This window comes from Streptomyces tauricus, assembly GCF_014650955.1.
Taxonomy (GTDB): Bacteria; Actinomycetota; Actinomycetes; order Streptomycetales; family Streptomycetaceae; genus Streptomyces; species Streptomyces tauricus.
In genome coordinates, this window is sequence record NZ_BMVY01000055.1 from 1 (window position 1) to 16,487 (window position 16,487).

General features: G+C 72.2%; 11 protein-coding genes. 6 read left to right on the forward strand and 5 right to left on the reverse strand.

The features are described 5' to 3' along the window. The 6 genes from infB to IE278_RS39575 all read left to right on the forward strand — a co-directional run. Positions 1-2,927 (forward strand): translation initiation factor IF-2 (infB, locus tag IE278_RS39550; RefSeq protein WP_189779858.1); only part of this gene is annotated, 2,927 nt, incomplete at its 5' end. A gap of 347 nt (positions 2,928-3,274) precedes the next feature. Continuing rightward, positions 3,275-3,571: a DUF503 domain-containing protein gene (locus IE278_RS39555; protein ID WP_189779859.1), complete on the forward strand. Its 297-nt coding sequence runs from the start codon at positions 3,275-3,277 to the stop codon at positions 3,569-3,571. 58 nt (positions 3,572-3,629) lie between these two features. Next, positions 3,630-4,130: a 30S ribosome-binding factor RbfA gene (gene rbfA, locus IE278_RS39560; RefSeq protein ID WP_189779860.1), complete on the forward strand. Its 501-nt coding sequence runs from the start codon at positions 3,630-3,632 to the stop codon at positions 4,128-4,130. Continuing rightward, on the forward strand, positions 4,127-5,032 hold the full coding sequence (truB, locus tag IE278_RS39565) for a tRNA pseudouridine(55) synthase TruB (protein WP_189779861.1): 906 nt from the start codon (positions 4,127-4,129) through the stop codon (positions 5,030-5,032). Before rbfA ends, truB begins: the two co-directional genes overlap by 4 nt. Positions 5,033-5,418: 386 nt before the next feature. Continuing rightward, entirely contained in the window at positions 5,419-9,051 is a 3,633-nt protein-coding gene (locus IE278_RS39570; protein ID WP_246571541.1) for a trypsin-like peptidase domain-containing protein, read from the forward strand. 147 nt (positions 9,052-9,198) lie between these two features. After that, a complete protein-coding gene (locus IE278_RS39575) occupies positions 9,199-10,170 on the forward strand; it encodes a bifunctional riboflavin kinase/FAD synthetase (RefSeq protein WP_189779862.1) in 972 nt (323 codons plus the stop codon). 223 nt (positions 10,171-10,393) lie between these two features. On the opposite strand, the gene IE278_RS39580 is transcribed toward IE278_RS39575, so the two are convergent. The 5 genes from IE278_RS39580 to IE278_RS39600 are packed head-to-tail and all read right to left on the reverse strand — an operon-like array spanning position 10,394 to position 16,305. Then, positions 10,394-11,413, reverse strand: a complete 1,020-nt coding sequence (locus IE278_RS39580; protein WP_189779863.1) for an ABC transporter ATP-binding protein — start codon at positions 11,411-11,413, stop codon at positions 10,394-10,396. Further along, positions 11,410-12,480 carry an ABC transporter ATP-binding protein gene (locus tag IE278_RS39585; RefSeq protein ID WP_246571544.1) on the reverse strand — a complete coding sequence of 357 codons (1,071 nt, stop codon included), beginning with the start codon at positions 12,478-12,480 and terminating at the stop codon, positions 11,410-11,412. Before IE278_RS39585 ends, IE278_RS39580 begins: the two co-directional genes overlap by 4 nt. After that, positions 12,477-13,415, reverse strand: a complete 939-nt coding sequence (locus IE278_RS39590) for an ABC transporter permease (protein ID WP_189779880.1) — start codon at positions 13,413-13,415, stop codon at positions 12,477-12,479. Before IE278_RS39590 ends, IE278_RS39585 begins: the two co-directional genes overlap by 4 nt. A gap of 23 nt (positions 13,416-13,438) precedes the next feature. Beyond that, positions 13,439-14,506, reverse strand: coding sequence for an ABC transporter permease (locus IE278_RS39595; RefSeq protein WP_189779864.1), 1,068 nt, complete (start codon positions 14,504-14,506; stop codon positions 13,439-13,441). Between the two features lie 50 nt (positions 14,507-14,556). Next, positions 14,557-16,305 carry an ABC transporter substrate-binding protein gene (locus tag IE278_RS39600; protein ID WP_246571548.1) on the reverse strand — a complete coding sequence of 583 codons (1,749 nt, stop codon included), beginning with the start codon at positions 16,303-16,305 and terminating at the stop codon, positions 14,557-14,559. Between the last annotated feature and the right edge of the window lie 182 nt (positions 16,306-16,487).

Consider the following 16,487-nt stretch of genomic DNA (forward strand, 5'->3'; position numbering starts at 1 on the left):
CGGCCCCGAAGCCGGCCGCCGCGGAGAAGCCCGCGGACACCACGGCCCCGGCGGCTCCCGCCGCCCCGGCCTCCGGTACGCGTCCGACGCCGGGCCCCAAGCCCGCGCCGAAGCCCGTCCCGGCGTCCCCGGCTCCGGCCGCCCCCGAGTTCACGGCGCCGCCCGCGGCTCCGGTGACCCCCGCCCCGGCCGCGAACCCGCGTCCGAGCGGTGCCCGTCCCGGCGCCCCCAAGCCCGGTGTCCGTCCGGCAGGCCCCGCACAGGGCGGCCAGGGTGGTCCCGGTCAGGGCCGTGGCGAGCGTCCCGAGCGCTCCGACCGCGGTGACCGTCAGGGCGCCCCGCGTCCCGGCGGCCAGGGCACGCGTCCCGGCGGTCGTCCCGCGGGTCCGCGTCCCGGCAACAACCCGTTCACCTCCGGTGGCTCCACCGGCATGGCACGTCCGCAGACGCCCCGTCCGGGCGGCGCACGTCCCGGCCCCGGCGGACCCGGTGGTTCCGGTGCTCCGGGCGGCGCTCCGCGTCCCCAGGGCGCGGGCCAGGACCGCGGTCCCCGTCCGCAGGGCGGCCCCGGCGGCGCCCCGCGTCCCGGTGGCGGTCCCGGTGGTGCCCGTCCGACTCCGGGCGGCATGCCTCGTCCGCAGGGCGGTCCCGGTGGCGCTCCGCGTCCCGGTGGCGGTCCCGGCGGAAACCGTCCCAACCCCGGCATGATGCCGCAGCGTCCGGCTGCCGGCCCGCGTCCCGGCGGCGGTGGCCCCGGTGGCCGCGGTCCCGGCGGCGGAGGTCGTCCCGGCGGCGGTGCCGGTGGCGGTCGTCCCGGTGGCGGTGGCTTCGCGGGTCGTCCCGGTGGCCCCGGTGGCGGTGGCGGTGGCTTCGCGGGTCGTCCCGGTGGCCCCGGTGGCGGTGGCGGCGGTTTCGCCGGCCGTCCGGGTGGTCCCGGTGGCGGCGGCGGTGGCCGTCCCGGCTTCGGTGGTCGTCCCGGTGGTCCCGGTGGCCGTGGTGGCACACAGGGCGCCTTCGGCCGTCCCGGTGGTCCCGCGCGTCGCGGTCGCAAGTCGAAGCGGCAGAGGCGCCAGGAGTACGAGGCCATGCAGGCCCCGTCGGTCGGCGGCGTCATGCTGCCTCGCGGCAACGGACAGTCCGTCCGTCTGTCGCGCGGTGCCTCGCTCACCGACTTCGCCGAGAAGATCGGCGCCAACCCGGCGTCGCTCGTCGGCGTGATGATGAACCTCGGCGAGATGGTCACTGCCACGCAGTCCGTCTCCGACGAGACGCTGAAGCTCCTCGCGGACGAGATGAACTTCGTCCTCGAGATCGTCAGCCCCGAGGAGGAGGACCGCGAGCTGCTCGAGTCCTTCGACATCGAGTTCGGCGAGGACGAGGGCGACGAGGAAGACCTGGTGGTCCGGCCGCCGGTCGTGACCGTCATGGGTCACGTCGACCACGGTAAGACCCGCCTTCTCGACACCATCCGCAAGACGAACGTCGTCGCGGGCGAGGCCGGTGGCATCACCCAGCACATCGGTGCCTACCAGGTCGCGACCGTCGTCAACGACGAAGAGCGCCGCATCACCTTCATCGACACCCCGGGTCACGAGGCGTTCACCGCCATGCGTGCCCGTGGTGCCAAGTCGACCGACATCGCGATCCTCGTGGTGGCGGCCAACGACGGTGTGATGCCCCAGACGATCGAGGCGCTGAACCACGCCAAGGCGGCCGGTGTGCCGATCGTGGTCGCGGTCAACAAGATCGACGTCGAGGGCGCGGACCCGACCAAGGTGCGCGGTCAGCTCACCGAGTTCGGTCTGGTGGCCGAGGAGTACGGCGGCGACACGATGTTCGTCGACATCTCCGCCAAGCAGGGCCTCAACATCGAGAGCCTGCTGGAGGCCGTGGTCCTCACCGCGGACGCCTCGCTCGACCTGCGGGCCAACCCGGAGCAGGACGCGCAGGGCATCGCGATCGAGTCCCACCTGGACCGTGGCCGCGGCGCCGTCGCGACCGTCCTGGTCCAGCGAGGCACCCTGCGGGTCGGCGACACCATGGTGGTCGGCGACGCGTACGGCCGTGTCCGCGCGATGCTCGACGACAAGGGCGAGAACGTGGAAGAGGCGGGTCCCTCGACCCCGGTCCTCGTCCTCGGTCTCACCAACGTCCCGGGCGCCGGCGACAACTTCCTCGTCGTCGACGAGGACCGCACGGCCCGCCAGATCGCCGAGAAGCGCGCGGCGCGTGAGCGCAACGCCAACTTCGCCCGGCGCGGAGTCCGGTTCTCCCTGGAGAACCTGGACGAGGCCCTCAAGGCCGGTCTGGTGCAGGAACTCAACCTCATCATCAAGGGCGACGCGTCCGGTTCGGTGGAGGCTCTCGAGTCCTCGCTGCTCCAGCTCGACGTCGGTGAAGAGGTCGACATCCGTGTCCTGCACCGCGGTGTGGGTGCGGTCACCGAGTCGGACATCGACCTGGCGACCGGATCCGACGCCATCGTCATCGGCTTCAACGTCCGCGCTGCGGGCCGCGCGGCGCAGATGGCGGAGCGCGAGGGCGTCGACGTCCGCTACTACTCGGTGATCTACCAGGCCATCGAGGAGATCGAAGCGGCCCTCAAGGGCATGCTCAAGCCGGAGTACGAAGAGGTCGAGCTCGGTACGGCGGAGATCCGCGAGGTCTTCCGCTCGTCCAAGCTGGGCAACATCGCCGGTGTGCTGGTCCGCTCCGGCGAGGTCAAGCGCAACACCAAGGCGCGCCTGCTGCGCGATGGCAAGGTCATTGCGGAGAGCCTCAACATCTCCGGTCTGCGTCGCTTCAAGGACGATGTCACCGAGATCCGCGAAGGGTTCGAGGGCGGTATCAACCTCGGCAACTTCAACGACATCAAGATCGACGACGTCATCGCGACGTACGAGATGCGCGAGAAGCCGCGCGCGTAACGCCTGCGGCTCGGCTCAACCGTGTGGGGTCGGCTCACGGGAACCAGTTCCTGTGGGCCGACCCCCACGGGGTTTTTCTCGGGGGCTCCGCCCCCGAACCCCCGGTCCTCAAACGCCGGACGGGCTGAATACCTTTCAGCCCGTCCGGCGTTTGAGGACGAGCGCGTAGCGCGATTGGCGGGGACGAGGGGGCGCAGCCCCCATGCAGTGACGGGAAGGGTAGGGGCGGCGGGGGCGAGGAAAACCCCGTCGAGCGGCACCGGAGGTTCGGGGTACCGTTCAAGTGCCCCGGCAAGAGGCTTGGCCGGGCCACCTACCCCGACCCGGCGGGACATCCGGACACACACATGTACGTGGGGACTCTGTCCTTCGATCTCCTCCTCGGCGACGTACGGTCGCTGAAGGAGAAACGCTCCGTCGTCCGCCCGATCGTGGCCGAACTCATCCGCAAGTACGCGGTGAGCGCGGCGGAGGTGGAGCACATGGACCTCCACCGCAGGGCCGTCATCGGACTCGCGGTGGTCTCCGGGGACACCGGTCATCTGACCGACGTACTCGACCGGTGCGAGCGCCTGGTCGCGGCGCGCCCCGAGGTGGAGCTGCTGTCGGTGCGACGGCGGCTGCACGGGGAAGACGACGAATGAGCGTGCGGCGACAAGGATCGCCCGTACACGGATCAGCAGATAAGAGGGAGACGGACCAGTGGCCGACAACGCGCGGGCGAAGAGGCTGGCGGACCTCATCCGAGAGGTGGTTGCCAAGAAGCTGCAGCGTGGGATCAAGGACCCGCGGCTCGGTTCGCATGTGACCATCACGGACACCAGGGTCACCGGGGACCTCCGTGAGGCGACCGTCTTCTACACGGTGTACGGGGACGACGAGCAGCGCGCGGAAGCCGCCGCGGGCCTGGAGAGCGCCAAGGGCGTACTGCGCTCGGCGGTAGGCGCGGCGGCGGGCGTGAAGTTCACCCCGACGCTCACCTTCGTCGCGGACGCCCTGCCGGACACCGCCAAGACCATCGAGGACCTCCTCGACAAGGCGCGGGCCAAGGACGCCCAGGTGCGCGAGGTCTCGGCCGGCGCCACCTTCGCCGGTGACGCCGACCCGTACAAGAAGCCGGAAGAGGACGAGGACGAGCCGGACGACGAGTCCGACGGCGACGAGTCGGACGACGACGAGAAAGACGGCGACGCCGCCAAATGACGCAGAAGCAGCAGACGCCCGACGGCCTTGTCATCGTCGACAAGCCGTCGGGCTTCACTTCGCACGACGTGGTCGCCAAGATGCGCGGGATCGCCAAGACCCGCCGCGTCGGACACGCGGGCACCCTCGACCCCATGGCGACGGGCGTGCTCGTCCTCGGCGTCGAGAAGGCGACCAAGCTCCTCGGGCACCTCGCTCTCACCGAGAAGGAGTACCTCGGCACCATCCGGCTCGGGCAGAACACCCTGACGGACGACGCCGAGGGCGATCTCACCTCGTCGACCGATGCCTCGAAGGTGACCCGGGACGCCATCGACGCGGGCATCGCCAAGCTCAGCGGCGACATCATGCAGGTGCCGTCCAAGGTCAGCGCCATCAAGATCAACGGTGTGCGCTCGTACAAGCGGGCGCGCGAGGGCGAGGACTTCGAGATCCCGGCCCGCCCGGTGCGGATCTCGTCCTTCGCCGTGTACGACGTCCGGAACGCCGTGGCCGAGGACGGCACACCCGTCCTGGACCTGATCGTCTCGGTGGTGTGCTCGTCCGGTACGTACATCCGTGCGCTCGCCCGTGACCTGGGCGCTGACCTGGGTGTCGGCGGTCATCTGACGGCGCTGCGGCGCACACGCGTGGGGCCGTACAAGCTCGACACCGCGCGGACGCTCGACCAGCTCCAGGAGGAGCTGACGGTGATGCCGGTGGCGGAGGCCGCCGCGACCGCGTTCCCCCGCTGGGACGTGGACACCAAGCGCGCGCAGCTGCTGACGAACGGCGTGCGGCTGGAGATGCCGGAGGAGTACACGGGAGCCGGGGCCGTCGGGGTGTTCGATCCCGAGGGACGGTTCCTGGCGCTGGTGGAGGAGCAGAAGGGCAAGGCCAAGAGCCTCGCGGTCTTCGTCTGACCGTTCGTCGCGACTCTTCGCGACTCGTCGCGGATCTTCGCGACTCTTCGCGTCTCTTTGTTCGGGCGGGCCTCTTTCTGGCCCCGTCGTGTTCCTCTTCCCGTCCCTTCCTGTCCCTCTTCTTCTTGTTCTTCTTCGTCGTGGAGCGGCGTTCACGGGGTGTCCTGTGGGCGCCGCTCCACTGTCCCCCCTCGGTTCCCCCACCCAAGGGTGTATCCACGCATCCCCTTCCATTCACCCATCCGGCCAGGCGCTCGGAGTGAACCGGGGGAGCGGAAGGGGGCTTGTTCGGCTCGGGATCTGTCGCGGCCGATCATCACGCGCCTACCGTCGGAAATCGAAGCGTCGAAAGCACGGTACGGCGCGCGCGGCGGGGAGGTTCGAGCATGACCCGGGAGACCTCGGTGACGGCTGAGGCGGATGGCGGAATCCACCGGGACGTCGTCCTCACAGCGCCCGGCAGGGCCGGGGTGCCCGCTGTCCGGTCGGGCGAAGCGGCGGACCGGTCCCTGGTGCGGATCCGGGATCTGGCCGGACGGCCGCGCGGCACCGGCTTCGTCGCGGACCACCACGGCACGGTCGTCACCAGCCACGAGGCGGTGGACGGCCTCCCCCGCCTCGTCCTGTACGCGCCCGCCGGAGACCGCACCTGTCTGGTCCCGGCCGATGCGGTGACCGCCCTCCCGGACCTCGGCCTCGCCCTCGTCCACTGCGACGGGCTGGGCGGCCTCGCCCCCCTCCCGATCACGGTCCGGGACTCCGTGGAGACCGGCACGTACGTCCGTATCGCCGCGGGCGGCTGGCGTGAGGCCCGGGTGCTGGGGTGCTCCGCCGTGACGTACACGGCGACCGACCACAGCCATCTCCTCGGCTCCGCACTGGAGCTGGCGATCGGTACGGCAGGCAGCGACGCGTTGCGGCTCGGCGGCGGGGCGGCCGGGGGGCCGGTGGTCGACGCGGCCACCGGGGCGGTGGTCGCCGTCCTGGGCACGGCGCTCCACTCGGACCGACGGGTCGGCGGCTTCGCCGTACCGCTGTCCGCGGGCGGCACACCTCCCGGCGGCCCCCTCGCCGAACTGCTGGCCCGCAACACCGCGACGGTGCCCGCCTACGGCGACGACCTCAATCTGGCGGGCGTCCTGGAACTGACGGCCACCGTCGAGTCCCCGGCGGGCTCCGGCGGGGCCCCGTCCGTCGAACGGGTCGCGGTGACGAGGGAGCTCACGGCGTTCACCGCAGGCCCCTGGCATCCGCACTCCGGCGCGTACGACCCCTGCAACGCGTCCGGCGCGTACGGCGTATCCGGCGCGTACGGGGTTCTCGGGTTCGTCGGTGCTCCGGGGAGCGGCCGTACGACCGAGCTGGCGGGTCTGGCCGCCCGGCGCAACCGGGGCGCGGAACCGGCTCCGACCCTGTGGCTGCGCGGAGCCGATCTGCGGGACTCCGATGTGTCGGTGGCCGACGCGGCCCGGCGGACGCTGGAGCGGGCGGGGCGGATCGTGACGTCCCCCCTCGGCTGCCTGCCGGAGCCCACGGACAACACGGACGGGGGAAGCGGGCACGGAGGCGGCCGGGGCGGGCTCGGGGACATCCGGCCCGAGCGGCTGGCCCGTCTCGCCGGGGCGGCCGGGCGGCCCCTCCTGCTCCTGCTCGACAGCCCCGAGGAAATGCCGCCGGGCCTCGCCCACCGGTTCCCGGAGTGGGCCGCCGGCACCGCCGACTGGCTGCGCGAGCACGGGGTGCGTCTCGTGGTGGCCTGCCGCGAGGAGTACTGGGAGTGGGCCGGGACCCGGTTCCCGCCCGAGCTGCTGCACGGGCCCCGGTGGGGCGGCGGCGAGACGTCCGCGGAACTGCCCGCCTGCGTACGCCTCGCGGACCTGGAGGAGGACGAGGCGCGCGAGGCCCGGGCGCGGTACGGGATTCCGGAGGGGGCCCTGGACGGGGCCGACGCACGGCATCCGCTGACGCTGCGGCTGCTGTCGGAGGTGCGGGCCGCGCTGTCCGGCGCCCCGCCCGGGAAGGCGAAGCGGGACGAGGTCTTCGCCGCGTACCTCGATCTGATGTGTCTGCGGGTGGCCGTGCGGCTCGCGGCGGCCAACGGGCTGCGCGGGACGGCGGTACGGCGCCTCGCGGCCCGGGTCTCCGGGCAGGTGCATGTGGCGGCCCGGCGTTGTCTGGGCCCGGGGGAGGGGGAGCTGGACCGGGCGGCGTTCGAGACCCTGTTCCCGTGGGGTCCCGTGCCCGACCGGCGGCTGGGCGGCTGCACCGGCTGGGCCTCCGCCGTGCTCACCGAAGGGCTGCTCGTGCCGGCCGGGGACGGCTACCGCTTCGCGCACGAGGAGTTCGCCGACTGGATCCAGGGCACGCACCTCGACCTGGACGCGGTGTTCGCGGCCCTGACGCCCCACCGCGGCGCCGCGCACGGTCCGAGCGGAACCGAGGCCTTCGACATTCCCCGCCACCGCCTCGCCCCCGTGCTCCAGGCCCTGCTCCTCGTGCCGCGTCAACAAGGAGAGGATCACCTCACCCTCCGCCTGCGCGAACTGCTCCACGCCCTCGACGGCGCGGACATCGATGTCTGGTGGGCCACCCGGCTGCTCCGTGGCGTACTGCTCCGGGTGCCCGACGCGACCCCGTATCTCGGAGTGCTGCGGCACCTCGCCGAGCACGTGGTCAGGTGGCGGGCCGAAAGACGGGCCGTGCCGGAGGAGTTCGGCCCCGGCTTCTGGCGTGAGCTGCCCCTGCCGACGGCGCACCGCTTCGATCTGCTGAGGCGGCTCGTCGTGGCGGACAGCGCGCCGCCCGCCCCCGAACCGCGCTACCTGGACGCCGTGTCCGAACTCCTCGTGGCCGACCCGGCCGCCGTGCAGCCGCACCTCACCCACTGGTTCGACGACGACCGTCCGCTCCCCGCGACCCCCGACGCCACCGTCGCGACCGCCGCGCAGGTCCTGCTGCACACTCACCGGCGCCGCGCCCCGGACGAGCTGACCGAGGCCCTGGTCGACAGCGGGCACGCGCGCGCGGACGAACTGCTGGACGTGCTCACCGAGGAGGAGCCGTCCGCGCTCTGCCGCGCGGTCGACCGCTGGGTTCATGACGTGCGCCCGGCCCGGCGGGCAGCGGCGGCGGCCTACGCGCTGCGGACCGCCGCGCACGTCCGTACCGAGGCCGACCGGGAACTGCTGCGCCGGACCGCGCTCGCCCTGCTGGCCCGCCCCGGCGACTGCACGCTGCACGGCAGCGCCCTGGCCCTGCTGATCCGCGATCCGCACACCAGGGCCCGCCATCTGCCGCAGGCCCTCGCCCGCTTCCGGGCCCTTGACCCGCGGTTGCCCGCGAGCGCGCTGGTCGCCGCGCTGGCGACCCACCCCGAGCCCGTGCTCGCCGCGTTCCACGACCGCCTGCGCGAACCGGACGACGGCACGGCGCTGCGCACACTCGCCGAGGTCACGACCCCGGCGCTCGCCCGCCGTGTCGCCGCCCTCGTGCGCGAGGTCGTGGAACGGCGTCCGGAGACGGCCGCGCACGTGGCGGTGTACGTCGACCGGCGGCTGGAGCACGGACCCGACGCGCGCGCAGTGCTCCACCCCCTCGTCACGGGGCTGCTCGACGGGGGCAGGCCCTCCGTGCGGGCCGCGCTCGCCGAGGTGTTCGCGGCGCCCGGTACGCCCGTGTCCCGCCCGCTGCGCCGCGAGTTCCTGGACCTCCTGCTGACGCGCGAGCACGACCCGGTGGTGCTGGACGCGCTGGTACGGGCCGCCGCGGCGGGAGCGGCCCAGGACGACGAGGAGCACACCCGCGCCCTCGTCCACACCGTGGGCGTCCAGCTCGTCCGCACCCCGGACGGCGCCACCCGTTTCGACCGCGCCCTCGTCGATCTCGGCCGCCGGATCCCCGGCTTCGCCCCGCTCGTGAACCACTGGCTGGCCGCCGCGCCCGAGGAGTGGTCCACCGTGGTCGGACCGAGCACGGGCCGCATGATCGAGAACCTCGCGGGGGCGCGGGTCCCGGTGTGAGCCCCCGCCGTCCTCCCCGTCACCGCCGCTGTCACGTGCCACCGGTCACAGGGTCCATGCCGATGCGGGCCCACGGGACACGGCATGGCACCCTTAGAGCTGCGTATGAGGCAGACACGGACACAGGTTCGACGAGGAGCGGTCACAGTGCAGCGCTGGCGTGGCTTGGAGGACATCCCCCAGGACTGGGGGCGCAGCATCGTCACCATCGGCTCGTACGACGGAGTCCACCGCGGGCATCAGCTGATCATCAGCCATGCCGTCGAGCGGGCGCGTGAACTGGGCGTTCCGTCCGTCGTGGTCACGTTCGACCCGCACCCGAGCGAGGTCGTACGGCCCGGCAGCCATCCGCCCCTGCTCGCGCCGCACCACCGCCGCGCCGAGCTGATGGCCGAACTGGGTGTGGACGCGCTGCTCATCCTGCCCTTCACGACCGAGTTCTCGAAGCTGTCGCCCGCCGAGTTCGTGGTGAAGGTCCTCGTCGACAAGCTGCACGCCAAGGCCGTCGTCGAGGGCCCCAACTTCCGCTTCGGCCACAAGGCCGCGGGCAATGTCGCCTTCCTCGCCGAGCAGGGCAAGACGTACGACTTCGAGGTCGACGTCGTGGATCTGTACGTGACCGGCGAGGCGGGCGGCGGCGAGCCGTTCTCCTCGACGCTCACCCGGCGGCTGGTCGCCGAGGGCGACGTCGAGGGGGCCCACGAGATCCTCGGCCGCCCGCACCGCGTCGAGGGCGTCGTCGTCCGCGGCGCCCAGCGCGGCCGTGAACTGGGCTTCCCCACCGCCAACGTGGAGACGCTCCCGCACACCGCGATCCCCGCGGACGGGGTGTACGCGGGGTGGCTGCACGCGCAGGGCGAGGCGATGCCGGCGGCGATCTCCGTCGGGACGAATCCGCAGTTCGACGGGACCGAGCGGACCGTTGAGGCGTACGCCATCGACCGGGTGGGGCTCGACCTGTACGGGTTGCATGTCGCCGTCGACTTCCTGGCGTTCGTGCGGGGGATGGCGAAGTTCGACTCCATCGAGGGGCTGCTGGAAGCGATCTCCGATGATGTGAAGCGCTCTCGGGACCTTGTGGCCTCGCATGACGCGGGGGCCTTGCCGGCCGGGGGATGACCTGACTCGGGGGCTGACCGGCGGATTCTTCGGCGAACGGCCCGTCGTGGCCGGGCACGCCCACGCGGCGGAGCCGCAGATGCCACAGCCCCGCGCCCCTAAAGGGCCGCCCCCGGCCCTTACGGAGCGTGGCCGCCTGGGGCGACTGACGGGTTGTCGTGGCTGCGCGCGCCCACGCGAGGAGCCGCAGATGTCACAGCCCTGCGCCCCCTAGGGGGCGCACTTAGCGGCGCGCCGCCCAGTGGCAGGCCACCTGGGACTCGCCTGTGCCGTTCAGGAGCGGTAGGTCCTTCGTGCGGCACGCGTCCGCCACCCCCGCGCGCTCCGCCTCGCCGTTCGCCAGGATGTGGCAGCGGGCGTGGAAGCGGCAGCCGGCGGGGATGCGGGAAGGGTCCGGGGGCTCGCCCGTCAGCACGACCGGATCGCCGGGGGCCTCGGGCAGGACCGACAACAAGGCCTGCGTGTAAGGGTGTTGCGGCGCCCGCAGGACATCCTCCACCGCCCCCGTCTCGATGATCCGGCCCAGGTACATCACCGCGACCCGGTCCGCGATGTTCCACGCGAGCCCGAGGTCGTGGGTCACCACCAGCGCGGACAGGCCGAGTTCGGCGCGCAGGCGCAGCAGGAGGGCCAGGATCTCGCCGCGTACCGACGCGTCCAGGGACGCCACCGGCTCGTCCGCGACGATGAGTTCGGGCTCCAGGACGAGCGCGCCCGCGATGACGACCCGCTGGCGCTGGCCGCCCGACAGCTCGTGCGGATAGCGCAGGAAGAACCGCTCGGGCGGTCGGAGTCCGGCCCGCGACAGGGCCGTCGAGACCGCCTCGTGCTCGTCGCCCCCGTACGCGTGGATGCGCAGCCCCTCCGCCACCGCGTCGTACACGGTGTGCCGGGGGTTCAGCGAGCCGCTGGGGTCCTGGAGGACCAGCTGGACACGCTTGCGGTACGCCTTGAGAGCCCGCGAGGAGTAGTCGAGCGGCCGGCCCGCGAAGGTGACCCGGCCCGACGTGGGCGGGACCAGCCCGAGGAGCGAGCGCGCAAGCGTGGTCTTGCCGCACCCCGACTCGCCGACCAGCGCGACGATCTCACCGGGCCGGATGTCGAGGTCCACCCCGTCGACGGCACGGGCCCGGGCGCTGTCGCCCCGCCGGGCGGGGAAGGTGACGTGGAGTCCTTCGGCGCTCAGGAGAGGGGCAGCGGGGACCGGGGGTGCGGCGGGGGCCGATTGAGGCGTCGTCGTCATGGGGTGCTCCTCGCCTCTTCCGTCACGGCCGCCCCCACAGGATCCGCAGAATCCGCACGCCCCGCCGTGCCCACATGCACGCAAGCCGCCCGGCGGTCCGGAGCCGCCGGGCGCAGGAACTGGTCCTGCGTGGCGCACGAGGCCAGCGCCACCGCGCACCGCGGATGGAACGCGCAGCCGGACGGCAGCGCGGACGGATCGGGCGGGTCCCCGGGCAGGCCGCGCGGCGCGAACCGCGACCCGGCGTCCCCGATCCGCGGGAAGGCCGCCGAGAGCGCCTGCCCGTACGGGTGCCGGGCGTCCTCGTACACCTGACGGGCGGGCCCCTCCTCGACCACCCGGCCCGCGTACATCACCGCGAGCCGGTCGCAGGTGTCGGAGAGGACCGCGAGGTCGTGGCTGATCATGACGAGGCCCAGTTCCTGCTCGGAGACGAGCTGCTGGATGAGTCGCAGGATCTGCGCCTGGATCATCACGTCGAGCGCGGTCGTCGGCTCGTCGGCGACGACCAGCCGGGGATCGCAGGCCAGCGCCATCGCGATCATCACGCGCTGCCGCTGGCCGCCGGACAACTCGTGCGGGTACGCGGACGCCCGCGCCGCCGGAAGCCCCACCTGCTCCAGCAGCTCGCCGGTCCGCTTCCGCGCCCCCGCCGCGGTCGCCTTGCGGTGCAGCAGGATCGGCTCGGCGATCTGGTCCCCGACGCGGTGCACGGCGTTCAGCGAGTGCATCGCGCCCTGGAAGACGATCGAGGCCCCGGCCCAGCGGACCGCCCGTACCCGCCCCCACTTCATGGTCAGTACGTCCTCGCCGTCGAGGAGGATCTCCCCGCTGACCCGGGCCCCGGCAGGCAGCAGCCGCAGCAGCGCGAGCGCCAGCGTGGACTTGCCGCAGCCGGACTCGCCCGCGATGCCGACCTTCTGCCCGGCGTCCACGGTGAGGTTCACACCGCGCACGGCCGCCACCCCGCCGGCGTACGTGACGTCCAGGTTCCGTACGTCCAGCAGACGCCCCGCGGTGGGCGGATGCTCCGTGGTCGGCGTGGTCGGCGTGGTCGGCGTGCTCAACGGGCCACCCCCAGCTTGGGATTGAGGACGGATTCGACGGCCCGCCCGCACAGGGTGAACGCGAGCGCCACGACGGCGATCGCGATGCCCGGCGGCACGAGGTACCACCACTTCCCGGCGCTCACCGCACCCGCCTCGCGCGCGTCCTGGAGCAGACCGCCCCAGGAGACGACCGTCGGGTCGCCGAGGCCGAGGAAGGCGAGCGTCGCCTCGGCGAGGATCGCGGAGGAGATGATCAGGGTCGTCTGCGCCAGCACCAGCGGCATGACATTGGGCAGCACATGCCGGGACATGACGTGCCAGTGGCCGCCGCCGAGCGCCTTCGCCCGCTCGATGTACGGCCGCGACTCCACGGCGAGGGTCTGCGCCCGCACCAGCCGGGCCGTCGTCGGCCACGTCGTGACACCGATCGCCAGGATGATCGTGCCGAGCGAGCGGGACATCACGGTCGCCAGCGCGATCGCGAGGACCAGCGTCGGCATGACCAGGAACCAGTCCGTGATCCGCATCATCACCGTCGCGAACCAGCCGCGGAAGTGCCCCGCGGTGATGCCGATGAGCGCGCCGATCGCGACCGACAGGACGGCCGCGAGCAGGCCCACGAGCAGCGACACCCGGGAGCCCCACACCACCAGGCCCAGCAGACTGCGCCCGAACTGGTCGGTGCCCAGCGGGAATTCGAGGCTCGGGCTCTCCATCGGCCGCCCCGGCGCGCCCGTCACACTCTGCACGTCGGAGCCGACGGTCAGCGGAGCGGTCAGCGCGACCAGGGCGAAGAGCGCGAGTGCCGCGAGGCCGAGGAGACCGGAGCGGTGGGTGCGGTACCGCTGCCAGAAGCGGGCGGCGGAAGCGCGCCGCCGCTGCCGGGCGAGGGCGCGGGGACCGGCCTTCGCCGGGGCCGGCCGGGACACCAGCGGTTCGTCCGGGGCCGGCATCGGCTCGTCCGGGTCCGTCGTCGTCATCGGCCCACCCTGGGGTCGAGCAGCGGATAGATCAGGTCGGCGAGCGTGTTCATCACGATCACCGCGGCGGCGAAGACGAAGAACAGCCCCTGCACCAGCGGCAGATCGGGCACGCTCAGCGCCTGGTAGAAGAGCCCGCCGAGGCCGGGCCAGGAGAAGACCGTCTCGACGAGGATCACCCCCGCGACGGTCCGGCCGAGGTTGATGAAGACCAGCGTCATCGTGGGCAGCAGCGCGTTCGGCACCGCGTGGCGCCGGCGGACGAGATCGTCCCGCAGCCCCTTGGCCCGCGCGGTCGTCAGATAGTCGCTGCCCATCTCGTCCAGCAGCGCCGAGCGCGTGACCAGCAGCGTCTGCCCGTACTCGACCGCCACCAGCGTCACGACCGGCAGGACGAGGTGGTGGGCGACGTCGAGGACGTAACCGAAGCCCTCCTCGCCGCCCGACTCCATGCCGCCCGTCGGGAAGAGCCCGGGGATCGGCCCGATCCCGACCGAGAAGACGATGATCAGCAGCAGGCCGAGCCAGAACGACGGGATCGAGTAGAGGGTGAGCGCGAGGCCGGTGTTGAGGCGGTCGCCGAGGCCGCCGTTGCGCCAGGCGGCCCGGGTGCCGAGGAGGACGCCGATCGCCGTGTAGAGCACGAACGACGTGCCCGTGAGCAGCAGGGTGTTCGGCAGGGCCTCGCTGATCTTGTCCATCACGGGCGCCCGGAACTGGTACGAGGTCCCGAGATCACCGGTGAGCGCCTTGCCGCAGTAGTCCGTGAACTGCTGCCACAACGGCAGATCGAGCCCGAACTCCCGTCGATACGAGGCCAGTTGCTCGGCCGACACCTGGCGTCCGCCCGTCATGAACTTCACCGGGTCGCCGGGGATCAGCCGGAAGAGGAAGAAGCTGGTGACGAGGACGGCGAGCAGGGAGACGGCCGCGCCGCCCAGCTTGCCTGCCACGTACCGCGGATACGCGGTGCCGCGTACCCGTGGTCCGCGGGCCGCCGACGGGCCGGCCTCGGCCGGACCGCCGGTCTTCCCGACCAGCGAGGGTGTCGCTTCAGCGGTCATGAACGGCCTTCACTGTTGGGCCACTCCCAGTTGTCCCGGCTCGCCGAGGGCTATTCGCGGTCCTCGGCGGTCGCGCGGCGGCGCATCGCGAAGAACGCCCCGAGACCCGCGAGGATCACGACTCCCGCGACGATGCCGATGATGACGCCTGTCTGGCTGGAGTCGTCGGAGGACTCGCTGGCGGCGGCCGGAGTCGCCGACCACCAGCTCCAGTAGCCGTCCTGGCCGTAGATGTTGCCCGCGGCCTCGGGCATCTTCGTGATCGACGCGATCTGGTCCGTGCGATAGGCCTCGACCGCGTTCGGGTACGCCATGACGTTCATGTACCCGGTGTCGTACAGCCTCGACTCCATCCGCTTGACGATTTCCGCCCTCTTGGTGGCGTCGTACTCGGCGAGCTGCTGGTCGTACAGCTCGTCGTACTTCTTGTCGCAGATGAAGTTGTCGGTCGCGCCGATGTCCTCGGGCGTCGCCGGGAGCGCCGCACACGTGTGGATGGACAGGACGAAGTCGGGGTCGGGGTTGACGGACCAGCCGTCGAAGGCGAGGTCGTACTCGCCCGCGAGCCAGGGGTCGCTCACGTTGTCCCGGCAGTCGAGCGAGACACCGATGCCGAGCTTGCCCCACCACTCCTGCAGATACTTCCCGACCGCCTTGTCCTGCGGGTCCGTGGCGTGACACAGGACGCGGTAGGTGATCGGCTCGCCGTTCTTGCCGACGCGTTTGCCGTCACCGTTCTTCTTGTAACCGGCCTCGTCGAGGAGCTGGGCCGCCCTGGCGGGATCGTACGAGATCTGCTGGCCGTCCGCCGGTTTCCAGAAGTACGGGGAGAAGCGCGGCGGGATGTAGCCCTCGCCCTCCACCGCGTGGCCCTGGAAGACCTTGTCGACGACGGTCTCGCGGTCCACGGCCGCGAACAGCGCCCGGCGGACCTTCTGGTTCTTCAGCGATTCGTGCCCGTCGCCGAACTTCTTACCGTTCTTCGCCTGCGCGCCCGGGTTGGTGGCGAGCGCGTAGAAACGACGGCCCGGAGCGTCGTTGACGGTGACGTCCTCCTGGCTCTTCAGCGCCGCGGCCTGCGCGGGCGTCAGCCCGGAGACGAACGACACCTCGCCCTTCTGCAGCGCCGCGACCGCCGCGTCACCGTCCTTGTAGTACTTGAAGACCAGCTCGTCGAACTTCGGAGCCCCGCGCCAGAACGACTTGTTGGGCTTCAGCCGTACGTAGCTGTCGGCCTTGTAGGCCGTCAGGACGAAGGGGCCGTTGCCGACGATCGGGAACTTCTTGTCGTTGTTGAACTTCGAGAAGTCGTCGACCTTCTCCCAGACGTGCTTCGGCACGATCGGCACGTCGAGTGCGGCCATCGTGGCCTGCGGCTTCTTCAGCTCGATGACCAGCTCGGTGGGGCTCGGCGCGGTCACCTTCTTGAAGTTCGCGACGAAACTGCCGTTCGCGGTGGCCGCGCCCTCGTCGGTCATCATCGTGTTGAACGTCCACGCCGCGTCCTCGGCGGTGGCCTGTTTCCCGTCCGACCACTTGGAGTTGTCGCGGATCGTGTAGGTCCAGGTGAGCTTGTCGGCGGACGGCTCCCACTTGGTGGCCAGACCCGGGACCGCGTGGTTGTCCTTCGGGTCGTAGTTGGTCAGGTACTCGTACATCAGCCGGTGGATGCTCGTACTGACCAGCCGCGCCGCCAGGAACGGGCTCAGCGAGTCGACGCTCTGCGCCACCGCGACCGTGAGGACCTGCTTGTCGTCCTTGGCCTCGGCCTGCTGGGTCGCCGGCGCGAGCGGAGTCATCTGACCGACGGTGAGGGTGAGCGCACCGGCCCCGGCGACAGCGAACAGCCTGAGGACAGCGCCCCGCAGGCGGCGCGGGGCGGTGACATGTGCGGATCCGCCGCGTGGGCGCGCCCAGCCACGACGCCCCCGCGGACGACGCACCGGCCTGACGGCGGAGACAGCGGAGTGAGCGGAGACGG

Bases quoted from the DNA above. Each gene is read 5' to 3' on its own strand.
- IE278_RS39590 (WP_189779880.1), bottom strand. From the start codon at position 13,415: ATGCCGGCCCCGGACGAACCGCTGGTGTCCCGGCCGGCCCCGGCGAAG.
- IE278_RS39555 (WP_189779859.1), top strand. From the start codon at position 3,275: ATGTACGTGGGGACTCTGTCCTTCGATCTCCTCCTCGGCGACGTACGG.
- IE278_RS39580 (WP_189779863.1), bottom strand. From the start codon at position 11,413: ATGACGACGACGCCTCAATCGGCCCCCGCCGCACCCCCGGTCCCCGCT.
- IE278_RS39600 (WP_246571548.1), bottom strand. From the start codon at position 16,305: ATGACTCCGCTCGCGCCGGCGACCCAGCAGGCCGAGGCCAAGGACGAC.
- truB (WP_189779861.1), top strand. From the start codon at position 4,127: ATGACGCAGAAGCAGCAGACGCCCGACGGCCTTGTCATCGTCGACAAG.
- IE278_RS39570 (WP_246571541.1), top strand. From the start codon at position 5,419: ATGACCCGGGAGACCTCGGTGACGGCTGAGGCGGATGGCGGAATCCAC.
- IE278_RS39595 (WP_189779864.1), bottom strand. From the start codon at position 14,506: ATGACCGCTGAAGCGACACCCTCGCTGGTCGGGAAGACCGGCGGTCCG.